The 26,226-nt window shown below is 41.5% G+C and carries 25 protein-coding genes; 11 read left to right on the top strand and 14 right to left on the bottom strand.

The window, feature by feature from the left end:
* Positions 1–2 precede the first annotated feature (2 nt).
* The 6 genes from cydB to ACM2FC_RS08050 all read right to left on the bottom strand — a co-directional run bounded on the left by cydB (position 3) and on the right by ACM2FC_RS08050 (position 6,839).
* Positions 3–1,139 (bottom strand): cytochrome d ubiquinol oxidase subunit II, encoded by a 1,137-nt coding sequence (gene cydB / locus ACM2FC_RS08075; RefSeq protein ID WP_498480375.1) that lies wholly within the window; start codon positions 1,137–1,139, stop codon positions 3–5.
* A gap of 18 nt (positions 1,140–1,157) precedes the next feature.
* Positions 1,158–2,744, bottom strand: a complete 1,587-nt coding sequence (locus tag ACM2FC_RS08070) for a cytochrome ubiquinol oxidase subunit I (RefSeq protein WP_498480374.1) — start codon at positions 2,742–2,744, stop codon at positions 1,158–1,160.
* A 437-nt stretch (positions 2,745–3,181) separates the two neighbouring features.
* The gene (ruvB, locus tag ACM2FC_RS08065; protein ID WP_498480373.1) at positions 3,182–4,186 is read right to left on the bottom strand and encodes a Holliday junction branch migration DNA helicase RuvB; all 1,005 of its coding nucleotides are present in this window, start codon (positions 4,184–4,186) and stop codon (positions 3,182–3,184) included.
* Positions 4,187–4,198: 12 nt separating this feature from the next.
* A complete protein-coding gene (ruvA, locus tag ACM2FC_RS08060) occupies positions 4,199–4,816 on the bottom strand; it encodes a Holliday junction branch migration protein RuvA (RefSeq protein ID WP_498480371.1) in 618 nt (205 codons plus the stop codon).
* Positions 4,817–4,968: 152 nt separating this feature from the next.
* Complete coding sequence (gene aroA / locus ACM2FC_RS08055) at positions 4,969–6,249, bottom strand: 3-phosphoshikimate 1-carboxyvinyltransferase (protein ID WP_498480370.1); 1,281 nt, start codon at positions 6,247–6,249, stop codon at positions 4,969–4,971.
* Between the two features lie 122 nt (positions 6,250–6,371).
* The gene (locus ACM2FC_RS08050; RefSeq protein WP_498480369.1) at positions 6,372–6,839 is read right to left on the bottom strand and encodes a glycine zipper 2TM domain-containing protein; all 468 of its coding nucleotides are present in this window, start codon (positions 6,837–6,839) and stop codon (positions 6,372–6,374) included.
* A 30-nt stretch (positions 6,840–6,869) separates the two neighbouring features.
* Between ACM2FC_RS08050 and aat the strand changes: the two genes are divergently transcribed.
* From aat to infA, 3 genes are all read left to right on the top strand, one after another.
* Positions 6,870–7,580: a leucyl/phenylalanyl-tRNA--protein transferase gene (aat, locus tag ACM2FC_RS08045; protein WP_498480368.1), complete on the top strand. Its 711-nt coding sequence runs from the start codon at positions 6,870–6,872 to the stop codon at positions 7,578–7,580.
* A gap of 10 nt (positions 7,581–7,590) precedes the next feature.
* Positions 7,591–8,289 carry an arginyltransferase gene (locus ACM2FC_RS08040; protein WP_498480367.1) on the top strand — a complete coding sequence of 233 codons (699 nt, stop codon included), beginning with the start codon at positions 7,591–7,593 and terminating at the stop codon, positions 8,287–8,289.
* An 81-nt stretch (positions 8,290–8,370) separates the two neighbouring features.
* Positions 8,371–8,589, top strand: coding sequence for a translation initiation factor IF-1 (gene infA, locus ACM2FC_RS08035; RefSeq protein WP_001040192.1), 219 nt, complete (start codon positions 8,371–8,373; stop codon positions 8,587–8,589).
* A gap of 65 nt (positions 8,590–8,654) precedes the next feature.
* On the opposite strand, the gene ACM2FC_RS08030 is transcribed toward infA, so the two are convergent.
* A complete protein-coding gene (locus tag ACM2FC_RS08030; RefSeq protein ID WP_498480366.1) occupies positions 8,655–9,233 on the bottom strand; it encodes a thymidine kinase in 579 nt (192 codons plus the stop codon).
* Positions 9,234–9,317: 84 nt separating this feature from the next.
* Positions 9,318–10,700, bottom strand: a complete 1,383-nt coding sequence (gene cysS, locus ACM2FC_RS08025) for a cysteine--tRNA ligase (RefSeq protein ID WP_498480365.1) — start codon at positions 10,698–10,700, stop codon at positions 9,318–9,320.
* A 340-nt stretch (positions 10,701–11,040) separates the two neighbouring features.
* On the opposite strand from cysS, the gene ACM2FC_RS08020 reads away from it, so the two are divergent.
* The 6 genes from ACM2FC_RS08020 (at position 11,041) to ACM2FC_RS07995 (ending at position 16,465) form a co-directional block, all read left to right on the top strand.
* The gene (locus ACM2FC_RS08020) at positions 11,041–12,264 is read left to right on the top strand and encodes a GGDEF domain-containing response regulator (protein ID WP_498480364.1); all 1,224 of its coding nucleotides are present in this window, start codon (positions 11,041–11,043) and stop codon (positions 12,262–12,264) included.
* A 170-nt stretch (positions 12,265–12,434) separates the two neighbouring features.
* Entirely contained in the window at positions 12,435–12,929 is a 495-nt protein-coding gene (locus ACM2FC_RS08015) for a peptidylprolyl isomerase (RefSeq protein WP_498480363.1), read from the top strand.
* Positions 12,930–12,970: 41 nt separating this feature from the next.
* Positions 12,971–13,696 carry a UDP-2,3-diacylglucosamine diphosphatase gene (lpxH, locus tag ACM2FC_RS08010; RefSeq protein WP_498480362.1) on the top strand — a complete coding sequence of 242 codons (726 nt, stop codon included), beginning with the start codon at positions 12,971–12,973 and terminating at the stop codon, positions 13,694–13,696.
* Positions 13,697–13,793: 97 nt separating this feature from the next.
* The gene (locus ACM2FC_RS08005; protein WP_498480361.1) at positions 13,794–15,014 is read left to right on the top strand and encodes an EAL and HDOD domain-containing protein; all 1,221 of its coding nucleotides are present in this window, start codon (positions 13,794–13,796) and stop codon (positions 15,012–15,014) included.
* A 69-nt stretch (positions 15,015–15,083) separates the two neighbouring features.
* A complete protein-coding gene (locus tag ACM2FC_RS08000) occupies positions 15,084–15,569 on the top strand; it encodes a YchJ family protein (RefSeq protein ID WP_498480360.1) in 486 nt (161 codons plus the stop codon).
* A gap of 137 nt (positions 15,570–15,706) precedes the next feature.
* Positions 15,707–16,465 carry a substrate-binding periplasmic protein gene (locus ACM2FC_RS07995; RefSeq protein WP_498480359.1) on the top strand — a complete coding sequence of 253 codons (759 nt, stop codon included), beginning with the start codon at positions 15,707–15,709 and terminating at the stop codon, positions 16,463–16,465.
* Between the two features lie 77 nt (positions 16,466–16,542).
* Here the strand turns inward: ACM2FC_RS07995 and ACM2FC_RS07990 are convergent, their stop codons facing one another.
* On the bottom strand, positions 16,543–17,847 hold the full coding sequence (locus ACM2FC_RS07990) for a CHASE3 domain-containing protein (RefSeq protein ID WP_498480358.1): 1,305 nt from the start codon (positions 17,845–17,847) through the stop codon (positions 16,543–16,545).
* 416 nt (positions 17,848–18,263) lie between these two features.
* Here ACM2FC_RS07990 and ACM2FC_RS07985 point away from each other — a divergent pair, with 416 nt between their 5' ends.
* Together ACM2FC_RS07985 and ACM2FC_RS07980 are read left to right on the top strand one after the other, a co-directional pair.
* Positions 18,264–18,641, top strand: coding sequence for a DUF2061 domain-containing protein (locus ACM2FC_RS07985; RefSeq protein WP_498480357.1), 378 nt, complete (start codon positions 18,264–18,266; stop codon positions 18,639–18,641).
* Positions 18,642–19,151: 510 nt separating this feature from the next.
* Positions 19,152–20,531, top strand: a complete 1,380-nt coding sequence (locus ACM2FC_RS07980; protein ID WP_498480356.1) for an MFS transporter — start codon at positions 19,152–19,154, stop codon at positions 20,529–20,531.
* Between the two features lie 188 nt (positions 20,532–20,719).
* Here the strand turns inward: ACM2FC_RS07980 and ACM2FC_RS07975 are convergent, their stop codons facing one another.
* From ACM2FC_RS07975 to lolA, 5 genes are all read right to left on the bottom strand, one after another.
* A complete protein-coding gene (locus ACM2FC_RS07975) occupies positions 20,720–21,568 on the bottom strand; it encodes a lipase secretion chaperone (RefSeq protein ID WP_498480355.1) in 849 nt (282 codons plus the stop codon).
* 2 nt (positions 21,569–21,570) lie between these two features.
* Positions 21,571–22,467, bottom strand: coding sequence for an esterase/lipase family protein (locus tag ACM2FC_RS07970; RefSeq protein ID WP_498480421.1), 897 nt, complete (start codon positions 22,465–22,467; stop codon positions 21,571–21,573).
* A gap of 356 nt (positions 22,468–22,823) precedes the next feature.
* On the bottom strand, positions 22,824–24,131 hold the full coding sequence (gene serS / locus ACM2FC_RS07965; RefSeq protein ID WP_498480354.1) for a serine--tRNA ligase: 1,308 nt from the start codon (positions 24,129–24,131) through the stop codon (positions 22,824–22,826).
* A gap of 103 nt (positions 24,132–24,234) precedes the next feature.
* Complete coding sequence (locus tag ACM2FC_RS07960) at positions 24,235–25,584, bottom strand: replication-associated recombination protein A (protein ID WP_498480353.1); 1,350 nt, start codon at positions 25,582–25,584, stop codon at positions 24,235–24,237.
* 2 nt (positions 25,585–25,586) lie between these two features.
* The gene (gene lolA / locus ACM2FC_RS07955) at positions 25,587–26,189 is read right to left on the bottom strand and encodes an outer membrane lipoprotein periplasmic chaperone LolA (RefSeq protein ID WP_498480352.1); all 603 of its coding nucleotides are present in this window, start codon (positions 26,187–26,189) and stop codon (positions 25,587–25,589) included.
* Positions 26,190–26,226 lie beyond the last annotated feature (37 nt).

Below are 26,226 nucleotides of genomic sequence, written 5' to 3'. Positions count from 1 at the left end.
TATTAGTAAGCTGAAGTTTTATTTTCTTCGATGTACTTAGTATCTAAGCGACCGAACATCTTGTAGTAAGTCCACGCTGTGTAGCACAGAATTACAGGAACCATAACAAATGCAATCACAGTAATGATTTCCATTGTTAGTTGGCTAGATGTTGCATCCCATAGAGTCAAGCTGTGGCTTGGTGCCAAGCTCGAAGGCATAACAAATGGGAACATCGCAAAGCCAGCAGTAAAGATGATACCACCAACAGTCAAACTTGACGCTAGGAACGCTAGACCACCTTTTTCAAGACGTGATGCCAAAATAGCAATGATAGGCATCAGCACACCAAGAGCTGGAGCAATCCACATTGCTGGGTACTCTTTGAAGTTGTGCATCCACGCACCAGCTTCTCTTACTACCGTTTTGTCTAATGGGTTAGAAGCCGCATTGTGGTTCATCACGCTAGTGATCACATAACCATCAATGTGTTGAACCCAGAAGCCAGCTGCGACAAAGGTAACAATCACGAGTAGACCAAGAACTTGAGTCAGTGTTTTTGCTCTGTTGTGTAGGGCACTTGTTGTTTTCATCTGTAGCCAAGTTGTACCTTGCAGCAGAATCATGAACAAGCTAACCAAACCACAAAGAATCGCAAATGGGTTCAACAAGCCGAAGAATGAGCCATGATAAGTTGGCATCAAGTATTCGCTTAAGTTGAATGGTACGCCTTGCAATAAGTTGCCAAACGCGACACCAAAAATGATTGGCGGAACTAAGCCACTTAGGGAAATACATTTATCCCAGTTTTTACGCCACTTTTCGCTTTCTATCTTTGAACGATAGTCTAGGCCAACTGGACGAAGCCAAAGAGCTGCAAGAGTTGCGATCATCGCTAAGTAGAAGCCAGAGAAAGAAGTCGCATAAACCAAAGGCCATGCAGCGAACAATGCACCACCAGCGGTGATCAACCATACTTGGTTTCCATCCCAGTGCGGTGCAATTGTGTTGATCATAACACGACGTTCGTTGTCGGTTTTACCAAGCATAGGTACTAACGCACCTACGCCCATGTCAAAACCATCTGTGATTGCAAAACCGGCAAAAAGCACACCGATTAGAACCCACCAAATTAATCTTAACGTTTCGTATTCAAACATTTGAATTCATCCCCCGCCTTATGCTTCTACTTGGCGGTTAACTTTGTCTTCGACAGAGTTCTCACCGTTTTCGAAATGGTATCGGCCAGTTTTTAGGCTACTTGGCCCTTTGCGAGCAAACTTCACCATCAAGTACATCTCCGCAACCAGCAAACAAGAATAGAATGCAATGATTACTATTAATGAAGTCCATATATCAGATGCAGTCAGCGGTGAAGCAGCATCGTAGGTTGGAAGGATTCCACCCACAGCCCAAGGCTGTCGACCTCCTTCTGCAACATACCAGCCAGTTTCAACGGCTATCCATGGGAGAGGAATGCTATATAGTGCCGCTTTGTGGATCCATTTGCTTGAGCCAATCTTTTGACGACAAACTTGAATGAACGCTGCACCGAATACCACCAACATGATAATGCCACTAGCAACCATGATGCGGAACGACCAGAAAATAGGCCAAACTTCTGGGATAGAGTCATCCGCAGCTTTTTGGATCTGCTCAGGGGTCGCGTTGGTCACTTGCTTAGTATAACGTTTCAATAGCAAGCCATAACCAAGGTCATGTTTCACTTTATCGAACGCTTGTACCGTTGCTTCAGACTTATCTCCACCACGCAGTTTTTCTAACAAGCCATAAGCAATCATACCGTTTTTAATGCGGTCAACATTACGTTCACGAAGCTGGTTTAGGCCAATAACAGGAGTGTCAACTGAACGCGTTGCAATAATACCCATTAAGTACGGTATCTTAATTGCGTAATCAGTCTTTCTCGTTTCTTGGTTAGGAAGACCAAATAAAGTAAATGATGCCGGTGGCGGCTCAGTGTTCCACTCTGCTTCAATCGAGGCGAGCTTCACTTTTTGAACTTCACCTACTTCATAACCAGATTCATCACCAAGCACAAGAGTAGATAAGATAGCAGCCATACCAAACGATGCAGCGATTGCAAACGAACGGCGTGCAAATGGTAGGTCGCGACCTTTAAGAATGTAGTAAGAGCTGATGCCTAGAACGAACATAGCGCCGGTCGTATAACCTGCTGCTACAGTGTGAACAAATTTAACTTGTGCAACTGGGTTGAAGATAATTTGTGAGAAACTCACCATCTCCATACGCATCGTTTCGAAATTGAAGTGCGCGCCCACAGGGTTTTGCATCCAACCATTCGCGATCAAGATCCAAAGTGCCGAGAAGTTTGAACCTATCGCAACTAACCAAGTCACCGCTAAGTGTTGGCGTTTTGATAGTCTATCCCAACCGAAGAAGAATAAACCGATCATTGTCGATTCAAGGAAGAAAGCAACTAAGCCCTCAATCGCAAGAGGTGCGCCGAAAATATCACCCACATAATGAGAATAATATGCCCAGTTTGTACCAAACTGGAATTCCATGGTTAGGCCTGTCGCCACACCAAGCGCAAAGTTGATACCAAAAAGCTTACCCCAGAACTTAGTCATGTCCTTGTAGATTTGCTTGTTGGTCATTACGTACAATGACTCCATGATAGCAAGAATAAATGTCATGCCGAGAGTCAATGGTACGAATAAGAAGTGATACATTGCTGTCATCGCGAATTGCAGACGCGACAGATCAACTATGTCAATCATGATAACTCCTGTGTGCCAGCTGTTTGACACTCTCTACATACTGCAACGCTTGCCTGTTCAAACTTCGAACAAAAACGAATTAGATGCAAATATGTACCAAAGTGGTTAATGAATTGTTAAGCATCAGCTTGTTAAGCCGAGCGTAATAGTACTTATAAAAACAAGTGGTTTCAAAAGAAATATTGATCTAGGTCGCGTTGATTTAGGTCAAATTTAGTAATTGAACTTTTTTGAAAAACAACTCGACTTGATCTAGATCAATTTGTAATCATGATGAATGTTATGAGTTGGTAACTGAGGGTGCTTTCTTACAGTTTTGCTACACAACGAATTAACAACTTTTAAGTTAAAGTTACTTAATTCGATCATATGCAATATTGTATTTTGTGATACATATCACATACTAGGTAATCTTACAAAGATTTTAAATTGAAACTTTACTTTTCAATTCCAAAGTGTAGATAAGCCCTATCGGTGACTATTCTTCCCCTTGGCGTTCTCTGCAAGTACCCTTGCTGAATGAGGTACGGTTCAAGCACATCTTCAATGGTGTCTTTTTCTTCGCCAATCGCGGCAGCCATATTGTCTAAGCCAACTGGACCACCCGAGAATTTTTCCATAATGGCCAATAGAAGTTTACGATCCATATAATCAAAGCCCTGTACATCTACGTCAAGCATATTCAGCGCTTTATCAGCAATGTTTGAACAAATATGACCGTCAGCTTTCACTTCTGCATAATCCCTAACACGCCGTAAGAGTCGGTTAGCGATTCGCGGAGTACCTCGGGCTCGGCGAGCTATTTCCATCGCCCCCTCAGGGTCCATAGAAAGTTCCAAGCAATGAGCACTACGTTGAACAATGTTCTGTAAATCAGCGACCTGATAATACTCTAATCGTTGAGTAATACCAAACCTATCTCGTAGTGGTGAGGTCAAAGAGCCCGCTCTTGTCGTTGCGCCAATTAAAGTAAAAGGTGGCAAATCTATTTTAATCGATCGCGCAGCTGGGCCTTCACCAATCATGATATCAAGTTGATAGTCTTCCATTGCTGGATACAAGACTTCTTCAACCATTGGACTCAGACGGTGAATTTCGTCGATGAATAAGACGTCATTTTCTTCCAAGTTCGTAAGCAGTGCTGCAAGATCTCCTGCTTTTTCTAGCACTGGACCGGAAGTGGTTCGGATATTGACCCCCATTTCATTCGCGACAATATTTGCTAAGGTCGTTTTTCCAAGCCCTGGAGGACCAAAAATGAGCAGATGATCAAGCGCCTCATTGCGCAGCTGAGCAGCCTTTATGAAGATTTCCATCTGGCCGCGTACATGATCTTGGCCTTGATAGTCTTCCAGCTTTTTAGGCCGAATCGCACGGTCGATGACATCTTCATCTTTGAAAGTTGGATTGCTCGGAGCAATTAAGCGATCTGCCTCAATCATAAAACTATTCCTTTACGCCATCGACTTAAGTGCTTCGCGTATTAGCGCTTCACTATTCATTTCTGGTTTTGCAACTTGAGATACAACTTTAGATGCTTGAGTAGGTTTATACCCCAAAGCCAACAACGCGCTGATTGCTTCTTCTTCATAATTCGATTGATTGGCTTCTGACTGACTATCGATTGGCGCCATATCCGTTGCTGGAGTAAATAAGTCTCCGGCACCCCACCCTTTCAGCCTATCTTTCATTTCAACCACTAAGCGCTCAGCAGTTTTTTTACCCACTCCCGGCAGCTTGACTAAGGTTGAGATATCTTCTCGTTCAACACAAGAAACAAACTGCATCGCTGTCATCCCTGAAAGAATACCTAAGCCTAGTTTCGGCCCTACCCCATTCGCTTTAATGACTTCTCTAAAAAGCGCACGCTCTTTCACGGTATTGAAGCCATAGAGAAGTTGGGCATCTTCTCGGACAACAAAGTGTGTGTAGATAATGGCTTCTTCACCAACATTAGGTAGCTCATAAAAGCAACTCATTGGCATTTGAACTTCGTAACCAACTCCATTTACTTCAATCAGCAATTCTGGCGGTAATTTTTCTATCAGAGTTCCTCGAAGGCGTCCTATCACTTTAAAACCTAACCGTAGATAATTTATATTCGAATGATAATAAAGAACTGGATGGATAGCCAGTATTTAGTCTAGCTTGGCTTTCAAACTTAGAAGTAACCAAAAACAATAAACCCGCTAACAAGCGGGCTTATATCTTTATTTTAAATAAATTACTGACTCAGCGTTTGTAACTTATCGAAGTAATCAGGGAATGTTTTAGAGGTACACCCTGGATCATTGATGGTCACTGGCGTATCGCTGAGAGCAATCAACGAGAAGCACATTGCCATGCGATGATCATCGTAAGTATCGATTTTTGCATGCTGTAAATTATCAGTAGGCTTGATGATAATGTAATCTTCGCCTTCTTCAACTTCAGCCCCAACTTTACGAAGTTCAGTTGCCATCGCTGCCAGTCTGTCGGTCTCTTTGACTCGCCAGTTGTATACGTTACGGATCGCAGTAGTGCCTTCGGCAAACAGTGCAGCGGTTGCTATCGTCATTGCAGCGTCTGGAATGTGGTTGAAGTCCATATCAACAGCTTTAAGATCACCACGGCGAGAGATCACGTAGTCTTCTCCCCACTCAATTTCAGCGCCCATCTTCTCCAATGCATCAGCGAATTGGATATCGCCTTGGATGCTATTTTTGCCAATTCCCGTTACTTTTATTTCGCCGCCTTTAATTGCAGCTGCGGCTAAGAAGTAAGACGCTGACGATGCATCTCCTTCAACGAGAAAATCACCGGGAGCAACGTACTGCTGGCCTGCCGGGATAACGAAAGATTGGTAATCTTTGTTGATGACCTCAACACCAAACTGCTGCATGATGTGCAAAGTGATATCGATATACGGCTTTGAAACAAGCTCACCAACAATGTTGATGGTCACGTCACCACTGGCGAGTGGAGCAGACATCAAAAACGCTGTCAGAAACTGACTTGAAATGGAGCCATCGATTGAAACTGTGCCACCTTGAAGACCAGTGCCTTTGATTTTAAGTGGCGGGTAGTTTTCGTTCTCTAAATATTGAACGTCTGCACCAGCTTCTCGAAGCGCATCAACTAAGTGGCCAATCGGGCGCTCTTTCATTCTTGGCTCGCCAGTCAGTACAAAGTCACCACTGCTAGCACAAAGTGCCGCAGCTAATGGCCTCATCGCTGTACCAGCGTTGCCAAGGAATAACTCCTGAGCTGATTCACAGCTAAATGCGCCACCAAGACCTTCAACTTCGCACACGGTTTTATCACTTGAAAGTGAGTACGTGACACCTAGTTTAGTCAGAGCATTGAGCATGTGACGGATATCGTCACTGTCTAAAAGGTTGGTTAAACGAGTTTTGCCTTTTGCTAGCGCAGCAAGCAAAAGCGCGCGGTTAGACACGCTTTTTGAGCCCGGTAAGTTAATTTCACCATTGACTAAATTAATTGGTTTTAATGTAAGGCTATCCATTAAGGGTAATGTTTCCTGCACCGCCCAAAATCCTCAATTATGTTAAGGGCGATTAAATTCTTCGTAGCCTCAGACTAACCAAATTTCAGTCCCAACTCCAGAACAATTGAGCTAGATCTCATTTAATAGTTGGAATCGTAAGTTTGGTCAACGCGAACACCATCATTAAAGTAAAGTATGCGCACATTGTCACCACGATGAAATAACATATCTGGGTCAACATCTTGGATAACGTCAATCAACTTACCTTTGTCAGTTTTGATCAGCAGCTCTACTAATTTATATTCAACGCGATATTCTTGCCTTTGACTACTTTGAGCAATGCCAGCACCCGCAACAGCACCAACGGCCGTTGCCACTTGTTGACCTCTACCACCACCAAACTGGTAGCCAATGATTCCACCTACGACACCACCAAGAAGAGTTTCCCATCCATTAGCATGTGAGCGTCTAATATCTTCTTTCGTGATATACCGAACTGAGTCAACTTGGCCAAATACCACTTTATTAACCGGCCTCGCGGTATTTCGATCATAACTTGCATTGGCAATTAGTGGAAAAATCAATAATATCCATAACCAATTTCTCACTTTGCTCTCCTCTTATATAATTTATTCATTATGGCAATTTTCCTAACTGAACTTGATAAGAATACGGTTGAATTCCCACCAACAGATCAAGCAATGGACGACCCAAACGGTTTACTCGCGTTCGGAGGGGATTTATCCCCAACACGTATTCTAGCTGCATACCAAAATGGTATCTTCCCTTGGTATGGCCCGGGAGAACCCATTCTATGGTGGAGCCCATTTCCCAGAGCTGTATTTGATCCTAACACATATAAACCGTCTAAGAGCCTGAAAAAATTCCAGCGCAAGCATAATTACCAAGTCAGTATCAACACAGCAACGAAACAAGTCATTCGCTACTGTTCTAGCGTGAGACCGTCAAAAGATACATGGCTCAATGAAGACATGATCACCGCCTACTCCTCTCTTGCAGATCTTGGACACTGCCATTCGGTAGAAGTTTGGTGTGAAGGCAAATTAATTGGTGGGCTGTACGGCATTGCCGTCGGACGAATATTTTGTGGTGAGTCGATGTTTAGCTTGAAAACTAACGCTTCTAAACTCGCACTATGGTACTTCTGCCGTCATTTTGCTTCGCACGGGGGACAACTTATTGACTGTCAGGTGATGAACGCGCACCTTGAATCATTAGGTGCTTTAGAACTAGAACGTAACCAATTTATGCAATACTTGCTATCCTTTAGAGATAAAACCACCCATTCAGGATGCTTCGACGCTCAGTGGCTAAAATGCAAAGCTTAAGAGGTAAGTGATGAGTTCAGATTTACAAGAGATTCGAATCGGGTTAACCGACAGCCATGCATGCAGCTATCTTGATAACAAAGAAGAGCGAGTCGCCGTCGCCCTCGACAACCAAATGCACTCTGTATCTAGCTATGAAGTTTTACTTGCCAATGGCTTTAGACGAAGTGGCGATACGATTTACAAACCACATTGTGATCAGTGCAAAGCTTGCGTGCCCATTCGAGTCTCCGCGCACGACTTCATTCCCTCCAAAAGTCAAAAGCGCCTATTAGCAAAATCTGAGCCCTTTACTTGGCTACTCAAAGACAAACTCGACGACAACTGGTTTGATCTATATTCGAAGTACATTAACGCTAGACACGTCAATGGCACCATGTATCCACCGAAGAAAAATGAATTTAGCCAGTTTTCTCACTGCTCATGGCTCAATACTCAGTATTTACATGTCTACTCTAGTGGTGAGCTTATCGCCGTGGCAGTCACAGATATCCTTACCAACAGTGCCAGCGCCTTTTATACCTTCTTCGATCCCGATTATAAGCTCTCACTGGGCACGTTAAGCGTACTCTTGCAAATCAAACATTGCCAACAACAAGGCAAACAATGGCTCTATTTAGGCTACCAAATCAACGAATGTCCGGCGATGAATTACAAAACTCGATTTCAACGCCATCAAAAACTAGTAAATCAGCGTTGGCAAGGGTAGAATACGCCCCAACTTTACATATTTACCTTTTAACGGCAATATTCAGGCCGTTGAAAACGCCCAATGTCTAAAGAGGATTAAATGGCTAAAGAAGACGTAATTGAAATGCAAGGCACTGTCCTTGATACTCTACCAAATACAATGTTCCGCGTTGAGCTAGAAAACGGTCACGTAGTAACAGCTCACATCTCTGGTAAAATGCGTAAAAACTACATCCGTATTCTTACTGGCGATAAAGTCACTGTAGAGATGACACCATACGATCTATCAAAAGGTCGCATCGTCTTCCGTGCTCGTTAATATTTTTATTAGCTGAACACAAAAAAACGGAGCTAAATGCTCCGTTTTTCGTTTTTATGCTGGCGTTATTTACCTAACGCTTCTTTATAATGCAGCCTGCAAACAGAAACGTATTTATCGTTACCACCAATTGCAACTTGATCACCTTCTGCAATCGCTTTGCCACTTTCGTCAGTTCTGATCACCATATTAGCTTTGCGTCCACAGTGACAAATGGTCTTCAGTTCGATCAGTTTATCAGCCCAAGAAAGTAGATATCTACTGCCTTCAAACAGCTCTCCAAGAAAGTCTGTGCGTAAACCATAGCAAAGCACTGGAATATTTAGCTTATCAACGACCTCACTGAGCTGATAAACTTGCTCCCTTGAGAGAAATTGACATTCATCGACCAAAATACAGTGGCGAGGCTCTAATTCATTCAATGTGGTAACGACGTCTAACAAATTGGTATCTGATTGAAACAGCTGCGCATCCGACTTTAACCCAATACGTGAGCTGACAACACCAACACCATAGCGATCATCTAAGGCAGCCGTGAAAATGACTGGATTCATGCCACGTTCTTGATAGTTAAAAGAAGATTGTAGGAGTGTGGTCGATTTACCCGCATTCATTGCAGAGTAATAGAAGTACATCTGTGCCACTGAGAAATACCTTATTATTGATTTAATATTAATAAAAAGGGGCTGACTCCCAACCCCTTTTCAATCTATGTTAACTACGAGACATTATTTTCTACGCCAAGTGGTACCTTCTGGGCCATCTTCTAGAACAATATTCATTGCCGCCAGTTTGTCGCGAGCTAGATCTGCATTTGCCCAATCTTTTGCTGCACGTGAATCGTTACGCAGTTTAATTAGCGCTTCTATTTCTGCTACTTCATCGTCGTTACCAGAACCACCTTGTAGGAAGGCTTCTGGATCTTGACTGAGAATACCAATTACATCTGCAAGCTCACGAAGGAGTGCACCTAGTTGGTTTGCTTGTTCGAGATCTTCACCTTTAACACGATTAATTTCTCTAGCAAGGTCAAACAGAACAGAATAAGCTTCTGGTGTATTGAAGTCGTCGTTCATTGCTTCAATAAAACGCGCTTTATACGCTTCGCCACCACTCGCTGTAACAGTTAAGTCCAGTCCACGTAGTGAGGTATAAAGCCTTTCTAGCGCAGAGCGAGCTTGATTCAGGTTTTCTTCACTGTAATTCAGCTGGCTGCGATAGTGTCCTGACATCAAGAAGTAGCGGACCGTTTCAGGATCGTAGTGGTCAAGTACGTCACGAATCGTGAAGAAGTTACCAAGAGATTTCGACATTTTCTCTTTGTCGATCATCACCATTCCACTGTGCATCCAAGTGTTCACATATTGGGTGTCATGTGCACAGACAGATTGAGCAATTTCATTCTCATGGTGAGGGAATTGGAGATCGGATCCACCACAGTGAATATCAAAATGATCACCTAAAATTGATGAGTTCATTGCTGAGCATTCAATGTGCCATCCGGGGCGACCTGGCCCCCAAGGCGATTCCCAAGTCGGTTCACCTGGCTTAGACATTTTCCATAATACGAAATCAAGTGGGCTACGTTTAGCCATTTCAATATCAACTCGAGCACCTGCTTGAAGCTGCTCTAGATCTTGTCGAGATAGTTTGCCGTAGTCGTCGTATTTGCTGACCTCAAACATGACGTCTCCGTTGTCAGCGACATACGCAAAACCTTTCTCAATGAGCTTTTCTACAACTTGAATGATTTCTGCAATAAATTCAGTCGCACGTGGCTCATGGTCTGGTCTTTTCATATTCAGAGCATCGAAGTCATGGTGCATTTCACCAATCAACCGGTTGGTAAGAGAATCACAGCTCTCTTGATTTTCTGCCGCACGTTTGATGATCTTATCGTCAATATCTGTGATGTTACGGACAAATGTTAGATCGTAACCTGCGTAACGCAAGTAGCGAGCTACAACATCAAAAGAGACAAATGTACGGCCATGACCGATGTGACAGAGATCGTAAATGGTTACCCCACAGACGTACATGCCAACTTTGTTAGCATTGATTGGTTTGAATTCCTCTTTCTGTCTTGTGAGTGTGTTATATATCTTTAACATGATCTCTATCTAATTCGTAAATGAAACAAAATAATGGGTGTTTGAGTATATCAATTGTTCTTAACCTCAAACAACCTGAAGATACAGGATTCAGAGCGATTTTTATTGGTTGGTCCTGCGAACTGCGGCTTTGAGCTGATATTTGTATCCAATATCGAGCAAAGGCATCTCAAAGCTGAGAATTGAGGTTCGTTTTATCTGGATTTGTTTCTCAGTTCTTGTTCTATACCTACACGCTGAGACAACTTACCTCATACTATTAACTTGAGTTATATGAAATGGACAAAGTTGAACGCAGTACAAGCGTGATACAAAAGTAAGTCGGGAAAGATAAGGCGTAATGAAAAATCGCATTTTAGTTGTGGAAGATGGACGAACTTTTAGAAGCTTACTAGTGGAAGAGTTTACCCAACAAGGATGGGAAGTGGTCACTTGCGAAACGATCGCAGAGACCGACAAGCTACTCGCTCAAGAAAATGACTTCGTGTGCGCCATTCTAGGGTACTGCTTACCGGATGGTCAGAATGGTGAAATCATTGATTTATGCTTAGCAAAAGGGCAAAAAGTCATTGTACTCACCTCAAAATTCGCACCTCATATCCGTGAGCGCTTTATTGAAAAAGGCGTCGTCGATTACATTCTCAAAAAAAGCATGAAATCTGTTCTTTACATAGTCCCACTCATCAATCGACTGATACACAACAAAAATCACCTCGCGATGGTTGTCGATGATTCAAAAACAGCATGTGAACATGTCGCCTACTTGCTTGAAAAGCAATACATTAAGACCATACAAGTCTCAAGCGCATTACAAGCATTGGAAAAATTAAAACAAAATCCCAATATCACCTTAATCATCGCAGACTACCGTATGCCCGAAATGGATGGCGTTATGATGGTTCAAGAAATTCGTGAAAGTTACGATAAAAACCACGTCGCTATAATTGGCATTTCTGGATATGAAGATGAGCATATTACAGCTCAATTTCTAAAAGCAGGCACCAATGACTTCCTACGTAAGCCCTTTAATCACGAAGAGTTTTATTGCCGAATTCACCAAGTCCTAGATATGAATGAAGCCACTAACAAACTCTATAGACTTGCAAACCAAGACGACTTAACTAACCTTTGGAACCGACGCTACCTTTTCCAGCAAGCGAATATAAACAAAGAAAATAGATGCTTAGCCATGATTGATGTGGATTTATTTAAGAACGTCAATGATACATATGGGCATGACGCTGGGGACAACGTACTCATAAAAGTTGCAGATGTCCTGCGAAGCAACTTTAAAAACAGCATTATAGCGCGAATTGGAGGAGAAGAGTTTTGCATACTACACTTTGGTGCTTTTCGAGGATTCGTACACCAAATTGAGCGAGTGAGGCAAATCATTGAACAAAAGGAAATAATACATTTCAATGATAAAATAAAAATTACTGTCAGTGCAGGTGTTACAGATATAACTGGTTCGCTAGAAGACCAAATAAAAAGTGCGGATAGACGCTTATATACTGCGAAAAAGAACGGTAGAAACACCACGGTTGATTATTGGTGTCCTTAGATTTGATTGCTTTCTGTTCTTGTACTCATCTCTCTATCTTTAAACGACACATCTGAACTAGCCGACAAAGGTTACTAAGCACTCAGAGTCGTCATCTACTATTTTAAACTTATCTCGCGATAAGATAGAATCTCATCTTCAAATCATAAACAACGAAAAAGGTATTTGTCATGATCACCCTTCACACTAACTTTGGTGATATTAAAATCCAGCTAAATGAAGAAAAAGCACCGGAAACAAGTGCGAACTTCGCACAGTATTGTCGTGACGGTTTCTACGATAACACTCTATTCCACCGTGTTATCGACGGATTCATGATTCAAGGCGGAGGTATGGAATCTGGCCTACGTGAAAAGCCAACTCGCGATACAATCAAAAACGAAGCGAACAACGGCCTAAGCAACAAAGTAGGCACGCTTGCTATGGCGCGCACTATGGAACCACATTCTGCAAGCTCTCAATTCTTCATCAATGTAAATGACAATACATTCCTAGATTTTCGCTCAGAGACACCAGACGGATGGGGTTACTGTGTATTTGGTGAAGTTGTTGAAGGTATGGACGTTGTTAACCAAATAAAAGGTGTGAGCACTGGTTCAATGGGCATGCACCAAGACGTACCACTTGAAGAAGTGATCATCACTGGCGCAACTATCGCTGAATAAGGCAAGATGGAGAGCACCAGTTGCTCTCCCTTTTAATGACTATGACCACATTATTTATTTCCGATTTACATCTCTCCCCTTCCACCCCAGCTATCACCGAATGCTTCATCGAATTTATGCGCAACGAAGCGATCAAGTCCGAAGCTCTATACGTACTAGGAGACCTATTTGAATTTTGGGTTGGGGACGAAGACGAAACTCATTTCGCTACTAAGATAAAGTTAGAATTTCAACGTTTGGCTGATGCTGGTGTTCCTTGCTATTTCATCCGTGGCAATCGAGATTTCTTAGTCGGTAAGCGATTTGCTAAGCAGACTGGCATTCAGCTATTAGAACAAGAAACGGTCATCGATCTTTACGGTCGCAAGGCGGTAATTTTACATGGTGATACTTTGTGCACCGAAGATATCAGCTATCTTAAGTTTCGAGAAAAAGTTCACATGCCTTGGCTACAGTGGATTTATAACCGTATCCCTTTCTTTTTAAAACAGAAAATTGTTTCTAAGGTTCAGTCTGATATCAAGCAAGACAAGAGTACAAAGTCACTTGAAATTATGGATGTCACTCAAAGTGAAGTCGAAAGTGTGATGAAAAAGCACAATGTTGATTTAATGATTCATGGACATACTCACAGACCAGATATCCACCGAATCGACACCACAAAAGAAGAAAAAACTCGAATTGTATTAGGCGATTGGTATACGCAAGGTTCAGTATTAGTCTATGATGAAAATGGGTATGAATTGCAGACTCGCCCTTTTACATAAAATACATGGAGTTAGTCTAGGGTAATTGGCTAGCAGTGTTACGTAAACTGAAGTGAAATTTAGGTTCATTTCTCTAACAAATATAAGTAACGTCACCTTGAAATATTCATATATAGCTAGGCAGCCGATATTAGATGGCGAAAAAAAGACTATAGGGTACGAAGTATTGTTTCGTGATGGCCCAAACAATACGTTTCCTGAAATCGATCCAGAGTTGGCAACTAGCCGACTTCTTTCTGACCATTTTTTATCTACTCACTATAAAACTCTTGGCAACCACTTAGGGTTTGTCAACTTCCCTTATAAGAGCTTACTCAATCGAGTCCCCACTCTATTTCCTTCGGAAAGTTTAGTCGTAGAAATCTTAGAAGATTGCGAGCCTACAATTCAGCTTCTAGATGCCGTAAAGGAGATGTCTAAGCTCGGTTACAAAATGGCGCTCGATGACTTTGTCCCCGCTCCTGAATGGAAACCTTTTTACCCCTATATCTCAATCATCAAATTTGATATTCAGCTCGTTTCTATTCTTCGAGCGAAAACTTTTATGCGCAGTGTTCGTGATTTGGATATTAAGTTTTTGGCTGAAAAAGTAGAAACTTACGAGGAGTTCAATGAAGCCAAACAAGCTGGATTTGACTATTTCCAAGGTTATTTCTTTAGCCGCCCTGAAATGATCCAAAAAAAATCCATCGAGCCTTCATTTCTCACTGTTGTCCACCTGTGTAAGGAAATCGCCAAACAGAATATCAACTACGCAGCGATCGAAAAGCTCGTTGCTAAAGATGTATCGCTCTCATACAAACTTCTTACCTATGTCAACTCATCCGTTTACGTGCGAACTAAAATCCAGTCATTTAAACAGGCTCTAGTTTATCTTGGAGAGCGCCGCCTAAGAAAATTCGTTTCGTTAGTCGCGATTGCTTCTACGGAAAATACTAAACCTGACTATTTATATAGCTTGTCAATTCAACGGGCCCGGCACTGCGAGCTCATTTACGCCAAATGCAACGATGATAAAAGGTCGGAAGAAGGCTCTGCTTTTCTCACAGGAATGTTCTCTTTGCTGGATAGTTTATTGGATCAACCACTAGAGGTGTTGGTTGAAGAAATGCCTATTGAGGAATCAGTGAAAGCTGCCTTGGTCAACGGAGAAGGTTATCTTGGTACCATTCTTGGGTTATCTATTGCTTACGAAAAAGCAGAATGGGATAAAGTGGCTGAAATAGCCTCAATCATCAATTTGAAAGAAGAAGATCTCACTGAAAGCTATCAGGAAGCCCTAGCTTGGACGACCGAGCTTTTGTCAGTGGTCTCTTAATTTTTCATTGCAACTTTTTGCCCACTGCTTAAACTTAGCTAAAATTATTTTTGCTAAGCTAGATTTACCATGCCGTTATGTCCATGCGGAAGCTCACTCCCTTATACTTCGTGCTGCGAGCCTATCCACAACGATCACTCCAAAGCCAGCACCCCTGAACAGCTAATGCGCTCCAGATACTCAGCACATGTGCTTCGTCTCGTTGATTATGTAGTAAAAACCTATCACCCAAGCTGTCATGCCCAATCGCAAATTGAGGAAATTACCGAGTCCGTAAATAGTGATTGGAGACGATTAAAAGTGATTTCAAATGAAAAAGGCAACCATAACAATGAAGGCTTTGTCACTTTTCAGGCATTCCTAAATGAGGATGGTAGGGAACATTGCTTGCAGGAGCGCTCCCGTTTTGTCAGAGAAAATGGTCTATGGTTTTACATAGATGGTACATTTCCTGAAAAACTACCTGAGCCCTCTCCAACTTTAGCCAAAAAGCCTGGACGTAACGACCCTTGCTTATGCGGTAGTGGGAAAAAATTCAAAAAGTGCTGTGGTTAGTTGTATCCAAGGCTTCTAATCACCTTGCCTATTGAAGGCATTGATATACCACATCGAACCACACTATTAAGCTTTATGTTAATTATTCTTCTAAACTGTTCTATATAAATTTAGTTATTGGATAGCTAGCAAAGGACATGTTAAGAAGCTTATTACTTATACTGCCACTATTGTTTTCCACCACAACCTTCAGTGCATTTGAAAAGCCAGTTAAATTCTGTGGTGACGGTGGAGGATGGCCTCCATATACATTTAAACAAGACGGAAAAACGGTTGGATATGACGTCGACGTACTAAACGAAATATTGCTACCTAAAAATATTGCCTTTTCTGTTGCAATGCCTTCTTGGAAAAGATGTGTTGAAGGCTCGAAAGTCGGCGTCTATGACGTTGCATTAAGTGCATCATACAGTGCTGAGCGAGATAGAGAATTTATCATGACAGAGTATTACTATACTTTGCACCCTATCTACGTCTATTCAACTAAACGATTTCCAGATGGCCTGAAAATAAAGAGTATAACCGACCTAGAAAAGTATCAAATTTGTGGTGTGTATGGCTTCAATTATGATGGAATAGGTATCGACTCAAATAAAATAGAGCGTTTAGCTAAGTCATTTGAGCAACTTATTCAAAAAACTCACAGTGGCCGATGCGCGGTTTTTTTAACGCGCCGAGAAATTATGACAGGCTTTAAAATTGAGCACGGAATTGACTATATCACCAGTGGCACACTTAAAGCTGAAGCGATACCTGGAAACGAGGGAGACAAATTTTTCATGCTCATATCAAAACGATATGAACATGCTCGAAAGCTAGAAGCTTTACTGAACAAAGGCTTTAAAAACCTTCGTCAAAAAGGTACCTTAGACTCTATTCTCAATAATTATAATTGATGAATGATATAAGCCTTCCGAGAAGGCTGAGTTAGACATTCTTCGACTCAATCGTGCTCATAGATAAAGCTTTATATTTATTCTTTGTCGCCGCGACTAAGTAAATCATGGGAAAAAAAGCACGCTTCTTTCAAATTACTTTCTTTCGCTTTGTACATTGCCACGTCCGCAAATCGAATCAGCTCCTTCGCTACTTTACTATCATCAGGAGCAAAGGCGGCACCAATACTCAACGATATGTGTAGTAAAGAGCCATTAATATTTTTTGATTCATTGAGTTCTAAATTAATATTGTTGACAATCGAATTCACATCAGACCTGTCAACAATACCTCTCAGTAAGATAAGAAACTCATCACCCCCGATTCTGAATACGGAGTCAGAGCCACGGACGCTTGCCAATAGACTTTTCGCAGCTTGAATGAGCAAGCCATCACCTACCTCATGGCCTTTAGTATCATTAATATGCTTAAGTTTGTTAACGTCAATAAATAGGATGGCCGTTTTTAACTTAGTCGCTTCTGTTTGTGCCAGTGCTTCATCAAGCTCTATATCCAACATAGAGCGATTTTTAAGACCAGTAAGTTCATCATAATGTGCTTTTTGTTCTAAGGCTTTCTCTCTCTGATAGACTTTTTCGCTCATTACAATAAAGGTTTTTGATAGTGACCCAATTTCGTCTTTTGGTAGAATGTCAGAATATTGTAGAAGCTCCCCTCGCTCTATTCTCTTCGCATTCGCAACTAGTGTTTCTAGTGGCCGAAACAAACTATTTCGAATATAAATGAAAGTAATAATCGCAAGAACAAAAAACAAAGCGAACTCGACAACGATCAATGTCGTGATTCTGGCACGACTACTGTTGTATTCCCCCTTACGTTTTTCCAGTAGCAACAGCTCATTAGATGTAAATCTACGCAAATTATTGCGGATATTATCCATAAAGCGTTTGCCTTTATTCATTTCAACTATCTCTAGAGCTTGCGCTCTTTTGCCACTATTTGTTAGATCGATAGTTTCTTTAAGCTCTTCTAACTTTAACTTCATATCCTTATTCATGTTAGACAACAACTCTTGCTGTATCGGATTGTCAGAAGTGAGCTCCGTTAATCGCTCATAGGTTTGAAATATACTAGTGAGGGCGTGATGATAAGGTTCTAGATAGTCAGGATTTTCAGTTAATAAGTAGCCACGTTGGCCAGTTTCCGCATCGCGAAACCCACCAAGCAGCTTTTCTGATTCAAATAGTACTTGGTTAGTATGACTCACCCACGAAAGTTTTTCGTTCCCGTCTTTCTCTAACTGGAATATAAAATAAGTATTTACAATGGAAACTGCAAATAGCAAGAACATCAAAAAGGAAACTTTAAAACGTATATTCATTCTATGCTTTATCTAGTGGGTGACCATTCGGCAACTGTACGATTAATTTTTGAAATATACTGTTAGATGCATATTGTTGCAACAATTTGATTAATTTAGAGTTTACATTCAGTTATGCAATTAAGCTTATTCTCAATATTGTAGTTGAGATGTGAGCGATCATATAGCGACTCTAAAGCAATAGCTCGGCGCTGCTGCTGTAAGCTAGATATGTCACTTCTCAAACTCTTAACCACTTTTACTTTTTACAACATACCCTTACGCCTTTTCCTTTAGCTGCCTTTAGCCAACGATAAAACCTATTATTAGTCACAAATCAATAGGCACAGCCAATTATATTAATCGATAAATTCCTCTTTACTTAATGAGAATGATTATCAATAATATTTACTAAGAAAAGACTAGAGGATAGTACGATGTTCAAGACAATCACCTTTGCAGCCATTCACTTTTCAATCGCAACTGCTGTAGCGTATGTATTAACCGGAGATTTTTTATTGGGAAGTTTAATTGCCATGATTGAACCATCTATCAATACGGTAGCTTTTTACGCTCACGAGAAAGCATGGAATCAAATTCCATTCTTAAAACGAAAGCAGCTTATGACGAAAATAAAAACCATAAGTTTTGCTGTCATTCACTTTAGTGTTGCGTTTACGGTAACTTATGTATTGACGGGTGACGCCTTTATAGGAGGGTTGATGGCTACGATTGAACCAGCAATTAACTCAGTCGCTTACTTCTTTCATGAAAAGGTATGGCAACGCCAACACCTTGAGACTCAATTGGTATAACCTGCACACTACAGTCGCATTTTGTACTACATTCATGTTTTCTATGCCTTTCTATTATTGGAAAGGCAATTTGCCTAAAGGTGTACCATCTAAATTCATCTTTAATAGCGTCTGAACGCTAGATATTATAGACAACCCTGTAAGAGCTATAATTATACCTCAATCTATTCTTAAGCAAATCATTACCATACCTAAAGCCGACCTCGAAAGTTACGTGTCCACCTCGACTCATAATAATAAAGAATAATTATAGATATTAGAATTAATGATAATTTTACCTACTCATTAGTTCCAATTAGTCTGTAGGCTCCTTATAGGGTAGAACTTTGAACGCTCTGTAGTGGTTGACACTAAGCATCTACTTGAGTCACGCAGTTGAAGGATCAGTGTGACAACACCATATTCAAATCATTTTCCTAGAGAAGAATATCTACAACTTCACATTATATTCCGTTCAAATTTATCCGATATTTCTCACCACAACTTAACTTTAAACAAGAGTAAATTTTCATGGCTAAAAACAAGTCAACTCTAAATATACCAAGCATTTTGGGTATATGCTTGGGCATCGTGGCTATTAGTATTTTTTACCCAATGATGAATGTTTCATTGCCCACTATAACAAAGGAATTACACGCAGAACTCCTCCAGGCACAGTGGATAATTAACATATTCGGCATTATTGGTTGCGCATCTCTCGTAACTTTTGGTCGACTGTCAGATATCTTCGGTCGAAAGAAACTGTTCCTAGTAGGGCTAGCGTGCACTTCAGTAGCAATGGTGGGAGATGCACTTAGTCAAAGCATCTATGTGATTATAGCGTTGCAATTTTTAACCGGAATTGGTAATGCTATTATGCTTTCAACTTCGCAAGCGATGATGTCACTAGAGTTTCCAGAACATGAACGCAGTAAAGCTGTGGGTCTGTGGGCTACAATGATTGGTGTTTCGCTCGCTGCAGGCCCAATAGTCGGTGGTATGTTGATCGGATTCATGGGATGGCGTTCAATATATTGGTTTGTACTAATTCTAACAATCACATCTAGCTTGCTAGTAATTAAGTACGCCAACGAGAGTAAAAACGAGCAAGAAAGCCCAAGTCTCGACATCTTTGGTACAATATTATTGACCGTTGGTGTAGGAAGTCTAGTGCTATCAATCGTTGAATTTGGCTCTTTGCCTAATCTATGGATTGGCGCAGCAATAACAGTATGTGCGGTCAGCTTTGTAAGTCTAATCTGGGTCGAAAAACGGGCAGAAATGCCTATTTTACGCGCTGACCTTCTGAGTGATCCGTTATTTTTAAAAGCATCAATTAATAGTGGTTTATTAATCTTCTTTATTTGGAGCGCATTTTTATTAGTGCCACTATTTTTGGAAAATATCGCTCATTATAGTGCGTTGCAAGTAGGGCTAGTAATGGTATTTTTACCTTTACCGCAAATCTTGCTTACCAGTTTAGTTGCGAAACTATACGGTATACATCACGCTAAATATTGGATTGCCGCAGGTTTTATATTCGCGATGCTTTCGGCCCTTATACTGATTAACTTACCGCAAAATGCTGAGCCAAAATTAGTGATTGCTGCGATGATCTGCTTTGGCATCGCTATCTCTCTGATCTGGGGCCCAACAACTACCGTTGCTGTTTCAACCCTCTCCGTACATCAAGCAGGGATCGCGACAGGCACATATTCCACTATTCAAGAGCTAGGAGGAAACCTCGGAGCTGCTCTCTCGCTGTTAATTGCCCTATCCACTCAAAATCTTTTAGAAGGATTTCACAATGCAGCATGGTTATTATTTTCGCTCATGCTCGTCGGCGTTTTTGTCGCGCTAAGTATGCGTACAAACCATATTACCGAAACCAAAAGAGAGATCGCACACTGAATAATAGATTCTTAGCGGTTTAATCTTTTCAATTTAAACGTTACAAACAGTGTGGTGGCCGAATCAATTCGGCCACCACATAAGTCTAAGTTCCCTTCTATACGAATATTCCAAGCAAGCAACATCGAAATATTCTAATCGCTTCAGTACATTGGCTTTTATCACGGATTTATTATGACTATTAGACTCTAGTCATCATACCTAGACTCCAAAGCAATAACTCGACGTTGCTGCTTTAAACTAAACATATCATTTCTTAACCCTTGAATGGCTTGAATCCGAGCTTCGTAATTTAGAGACGAATTACTTAAAATTTTTTCACGTTGTTGTATGTACTGTGCAAAATTTCGTTGAAATTCAACTCTTTCTGTTTGGAGATTTGCTAGCCTTTCAGCGGCGTCAGAGCCAACTAAATCTTGCTGCTTTAAATAGCGGTCTTGGCCATTAAGAGCGTAGGTTTGCTGTAGCTGAGTCAATAAGCGCGCATTGCGATAGCTCTCTTGTAGACTTTCTGGCATATTATCAACTTCTTGCTGCCACAAGTTATCAAAGTCTTCATTACCTTGAGCCAACTCTCTCAATTCTAACTGGCGAAGTGCTATACGCCGATACTGAGTTTCTTCAGAAAAAAGCTGTTCTCGCTCTTCAGCAGAGAAATACTTGGCTTGGAGGTCGTTTAATTGGTTATCAAGTTTTCTCAACTCGGTTAAATCTAGGTGTTTTGTCGTTGAAGCATCTAAGTATTGCAATGCTTCTTTATATTTAACGTATCGATGAAACAGATCTAAACTAATGGTCTGTTTACCTTTGTGCATATTTTTAAACTTTTCAAAGCGAACATTAATTTCCTCAAGCTCCGCTTCCCCCAGCCCAGACAAAAAATATTCAAACGTGTCTCTGGTTGAGTCATTATCGATATTGGTATCTTTCTGAGATTCAGCCCTAATATCCACATTTGTACGATCTGTTTCAAAGTAGATAAAAGCCGCTAATACGACTGTCGTGACTACATAAACAGATAATACGGCCTTCTTCATTCTTATAACCCTTGCAGTTTCAATCGGTTAGCGTGTTGGCGATACAGAGTCTTTGGGTCGGTTTCAAAAAGGTGTGTAATACCTAGTAAACCGTTGATTTCATCTAGATGATTCATTTTGTAGTCGTCCCGTATTACCTTTCCTAAATGAGTGCTACAGGTTGCTACGAGCCCATCATTTGGCTCGTTAAATGCCAAACCAAGAACAACTAGAAATGCATCTGACGGATCTAATGCGTTGGTAAAGTTCCTATCTCCTGTCCATGAATAGTAATACACACCATTTGGACCTATGTAATCCCCTTCCCCGCAATCTGAGCTAGGTACCCCTTCGGGAAATTTTTGATTGAATTCAAGTGACCCCTCTGTCGTCAGAGATGCAAGCGCTTCGAGAGGATCTTGAGGCAAGTCTCTACCGCCGGATAAAAGATTGATGAGAGCCAAAAATGCTTCTGTGATTTTTACAGTTATTTCTTCAGAAATCGAATCTTCTGGTATCGTTCCACGAAGTATATCGGCTATACGAGAGCCTTTGTTTACGCCACCAATACTCGTAACAGACGCAACCAAGTCAGGAGAAACAGAAGCGACATATCGAGCCGTCGGCCCACCGTGACTGTGGCCTATTAAGTTGACTTTTTCAGACCCGGTGATCGCTAGGACTTCTTGCACTTGCGCTAGAAGTTGCTCTCCTCTTATTTCTGTACTATTTGCTGCGGACATTTGAGCAACAAAAACGGTAGCACCACTTTTCGCCAACGACTGTGGTATGCCAAAGAAATAATCAACTCCAGCCAGCGTATCAAATCCAAATAGCCCATGGACAAGTACTATTGGATACTTAGTTTTTGTGTACTCTGAATCATCTGCTATTGCAGATGTGGGGGTGATATAAACCAAAACGACAGCTAGTACCGATACAATTATTGCTTTCAAACTTACACTCCTTATCAGACCTCCGATGAGTTAAAGGATACTACCTTGTTCAAGAAATATTATTCATGAAAATTATAATTTTGCGATCTACAACTAAGTTTTGTCTGTATCGACACTTGTAATTCAAAAAGGTAAACCGAACGCTGGACTATAAATATTCGAGGTGATAGATGAGGAAGCTTCAGTAGATTAGAGTAGAAGTCGACACAACGCTGAAACGGGAAATGCCTCTTTGGATTCCGAGATATCTAAGAACTACGGAGAGGCAGGTAAGAAAAAGGCCAGCAAAACTTGCTGGCCTAACAGTAGCTTAGAGACAATTAACCGATATGCGTTAATCCGTTCATATACTTTTGCAATGCAGTTGGAATAGCAACACGGCCATCTGCTTCTTGATTGTTTTCTAAAATAGCAACCATTGTACGGCCTACTGCCAAACCAGAGCCATTTAATGTATGTAGCAGCTCAGGTTTTTTCTCACCCTTACGGCGAAAACGTGCTTGCATACGGCGAGCTTGGAAATCACCAGTATTCGAGCAAGAAGATATTTCACGATATGTCTCTTGAGCGGGAACCCAAACTTCAAGATCGTAAGTTTTACGAGCGCCAAAGCCCATGTCACCAGTACATAGAATCACTTTACGATATGGTAGTTCCAGCAGCTGTAGTACTTTTTCAGCGTGGCTAGTGATCTCTTCCAATGCTGCATCTGAATCTTCTGGTTTAGTGATTTGAACAAGCTCAACTTTGTCGAACTGATGCATACGAATCAAACCACGAGTATCACGACCATAAGAGCCCGCTTCTGAACGGAAACATGGTGTGTGAGCGGTCATCTTAATTGGAAGCTCAGCTTCATCAACAATAGAATCGCGAACCATGTTGGTCAGTGGTACTTCAGACGTTGGGATCAACGAGAAGCGACGTGGCTCTTCGTCATTCACTTTTTCTGTTAGCGGCTCAGTATGGAACAAATCTTCACCAAATTTAGGCAGTTGCCCTGTACCTAATAAGCTTTCTTCGTTTACCAAGTAAGGCACATACATTTCCGTATAGCCATGTTGATCTGTGTGAAGATCGAGCATGAATTGAGCAATTGCACGGTGAAGGCGAGCAAACTGTCCTTTCATCACGATAAAGCGAGCCCCAGTCAGCTTAGTCGCACTAGCGAAATCTAAACCACCAGAAAGCTCACCTAGATCAACGTGATCTTTGACTTCAAAGGAATATGTCTTTGGCTCACCCCAACGAGAGATTTCAACATTTTCAGACTCATCTTTTCCATTTGGTGCTGCTTCATCTGGCAAGTTTGGTACTGTTAACGTGATTGCCTCAACTTTGCCCTGAATCTCAGAAAGTTGTACTTTCTTCGCTTCAAGGTCACTACCAAGAGAACCAATCTGTTTTTTGATTTCTTCGGCACCAGCCTTATCACCTGCCGCCATTTTCTGGCCGATTTGCTTGGATATAGAGTTACGCGAGGATTGTAAATTTTCTACTTCGACTTGAAGGGACTTGCGTTGCTCTTCAAGTTGACGAATTGTCTCTACGTCTAAGGTATACCCACGACGCGCTAGTTTTGCAGCTGTTTCTTCCAGCTCAGTGCGAAGTAATTTAGAATCCAGCATTTCTAATCCTATGCTTTAAGTTACGATAAAACGCATAAAAATGTTATGCGTTATTGAAGAAATTAAGGTTGAAAACCTTAACGGGTAAGATAACTAAAAGCAGCTATTTTTCATAGCGCTTTTGTGGGCTTTTTGCGTCTAAATTGGCTAAATAATCTAACTTCTCACCGATTTTTGTTTCCAAGCCCCTATTTGTTGGAAAATAGTAGCGTTTATTGTCCATTTCAGGCGGAAAGTATTTTTCTCCCGCAGCATAGGCTCCCGGCTCATCGTGGGCGTATCGATATTCAGCACCATAACCTAAATCTTTCATTAGAGACGTCGGCGCATTTCTTAGATGATGAGGCACTTCGTATTCAGGTAGGTTTTGCGCATCATTTAGCGCTTGCTTCCATGCCGTATAAACCGCATTACTTTTTGGAGCGCATGCTAGATAAACAATGGCTTGAGCGATGGCTCGTTCACCTTCTGCCGGACCAACTCGAGTAAAACAGTCCCAAGCACTTAACGCGACTTGCATGGCTCTGGGGTCTGCGTTGCCAATATCTTCTGAAGCAATCGCCAACAACCTTCGAGCAATATATAAAGGATCACAGCCCGCATTAATCATTCTTGCTGCCCAGTAGAGAGCACCATCAGGATTAGAGCCTCGAATAGACTTGTGAACTGCGGATATTAAGTCGTACCAAATGTCGCCTTTGTTGTCGAAACGTGACACTTTCTCTCCAGCAACTTCGGCCAAAAGCGGCAAGGTTAGATGTTTTTTGCCGCTTTCATTGTCTTCTGCCATATCAAAGAGCAGTTCAAGGTAGTTAAGGGACATTCGAGCGTCTCCATTAACTAACTCAGACAACCTATCCAGAACACCTTCATCAATTTCGGCTTCAACTTTCCCTAGACCGCGTTCTTTATCGGTGATTGCTTGATTGATAGCCAATAAAATATCTTGGTTAGAAAGTGAAGTAAGCTTGTAAACCCGGGCCCGAGATAGCAGTGCATTATTCAGTTCAAAAGAAGGGTTTTCAGTCGTGGCCCCAATGAAGGTCACTGTGCCATCTTCTATGTGAGGCAAGAAAGCATCTTGCTGAGATTTGTTAAATCGGTGAACCTCGTCGACAAACAAAATGGTCCGTTTACCGACAGTTTTATTTTCACGGGCTTTATCGATAGCAAGGCGTATGTCTTTAACTCCAGAAGTCACCGCCGATACGCGCTCAACTTCCGCATTGGCATAATTCGCAACGACTTCCGCCAATGTCGTTTTTCCTGTACCGGGAGGGCCCCAAAGTATCATTGAATGTAGCTGACCAGATTCTACTGCGCGGCGTAGAGGTTTTCCGGGGGCTAAAATGTGCTGTTGGCCAATGTACTGTTCTATTTTTATTGGCCTCATGCGAGCTGCCAGCGGACGAAAGTCTTCTCCACTGGCAAAGTCCAAGTCATAGTTACTCAATATCAGTTCCTTTGATCGTCAACTTGTACTCCTTTTGGCACAGTAAATTTAAATTGACTAATACTAGGTGTTTTCAATTGCACGTTTTCGAATGCGAATAAGCTTTGTTGCCCGTCTTGTTGACGCACGTTGAAATCTTTCACAATGCCTTTATCAGTGATATCAATTTGATAAACGCCTTGAGTTGAATCCTTCTCAGTAGAGGTCAGAGTAAACAGATTTCCATTACGGGTTACTTTGTAATGATCCCAATCACTGGGTTTATTTCGTGTTAACAGTATGAAAGGCGTTGATGCCGTTGCTTTCTGTTGATTGTAAATTGTCACTTGCTCTAAAGATGGTTGGTAATACCAAAGTGAGCTTCCATTCGATACTAATAAGTTTTCTTCTGGAGAACTTGTCGCCCAACGAAACATATTTGGTCTAGCTATTTCTACCTTACCTTTACCTTGCATTAAAACTTCGCCATCAGGACTGATCACTTTCTGGGTAAAGTCGGCACTAAAGCCTTGATTCATAGCTAGGCGAGCATTCAGCACATCTTTTGGTGAGGCAAACACTGAACAACTGAACAATAGTAATAGTAGGCCGTATATCTTTTTCATTCATTGAGCTCCAAATTCTTCATTACAACGATATCTA

Source organism: Vibrio sp. A37 (assembly GCF_059777565.1).
The sequence above is the reverse complement of the archived record's forward strand: the minus strand, read 5'-3'. Positions and strand labels throughout refer to the sequence as shown.

Coding starts and splice junctions, on each gene's coding strand:
- cydB (WP_498480375.1), bottom strand. CDS start 1,139: ATGTTTGAATACGAAACGTTAAGATTAATTTGGTGGGTTCTAATCGGT.
- ACM2FC_RS08070 (WP_498480374.1), bottom strand. CDS start 2,744: ATGATTGACATAGTTGATCTGTCGCGTCTGCAATTCGCGATGACAGCA.
- ruvB (WP_498480373.1), bottom strand. CDS start 4,186: ATGATTGAGGCAGATCGCTTAATTGCTCCGAGCAATCCAACTTTCAAA.
- aroA (WP_498480370.1), bottom strand. CDS start 6,249: ATGGATAGCCTTACATTAAAACCAATTAATTTAGTCAATGGTGAAATT.
- aat (WP_498480368.1), top strand. CDS start 6,870: ATGGCAATTTTCCTAACTGAACTTGATAAGAATACGGTTGAATTCCCA.
- ACM2FC_RS08040 (WP_498480367.1), top strand. CDS start 7,591: ATGAGTTCAGATTTACAAGAGATTCGAATCGGGTTAACCGACAGCCAT.
- infA (WP_001040192.1), top strand. CDS start 8,371: ATGGCTAAAGAAGACGTAATTGAAATGCAAGGCACTGTCCTTGATACT.
- cysS (WP_498480365.1), bottom strand. CDS start 10,700: ATGTTAAAGATATATAACACACTCACAAGACAGAAAGAGGAATTCAAA.
- ACM2FC_RS08020 (WP_498480364.1), top strand. CDS start 11,041: ATGAAAAATCGCATTTTAGTTGTGGAAGATGGACGAACTTTTAGAAGC.
- ACM2FC_RS08015 (WP_498480363.1), top strand. CDS start 12,435: ATGATCACCCTTCACACTAACTTTGGTGATATTAAAATCCAGCTAAAT.
- lpxH (WP_498480362.1), top strand. CDS start 12,971: ATGACCACATTATTTATTTCCGATTTACATCTCTCCCCTTCCACCCCA.
- ACM2FC_RS08000 (WP_498480360.1), top strand. CDS start 15,084: ATGCCGTTATGTCCATGCGGAAGCTCACTCCCTTATACTTCGTGCTGC.
- ACM2FC_RS07995 (WP_498480359.1), top strand. CDS start 15,707: ATGTTAAGAAGCTTATTACTTATACTGCCACTATTGTTTTCCACCACA.
- ACM2FC_RS07990 (WP_498480358.1), bottom strand. CDS start 17,847: ATGAATATACGTTTTAAAGTTTCCTTTTTGATGTTCTTGCTATTTGCA.
- ACM2FC_RS07985 (WP_498480357.1), top strand. CDS start 18,264: ATGTTCAAGACAATCACCTTTGCAGCCATTCACTTTTCAATCGCAACT.
- ACM2FC_RS07980 (WP_498480356.1), top strand. CDS start 19,152: ATGGCTAAAAACAAGTCAACTCTAAATATACCAAGCATTTTGGGTATA.
- ACM2FC_RS07975 (WP_498480355.1), bottom strand. CDS start 21,568: ATGAAGAAGGCCGTATTATCTGTTTATGTAGTCACGACAGTCGTATTA.
- serS (WP_498480354.1), bottom strand. CDS start 24,131: ATGCTGGATTCTAAATTACTTCGCACTGAGCTGGAAGAAACAGCTGCA.
- lolA (WP_498480352.1), bottom strand. CDS start 26,189: ATGAAAAAGATATACGGCCTACTATTACTATTGTTCAGTTGTTCAGTG.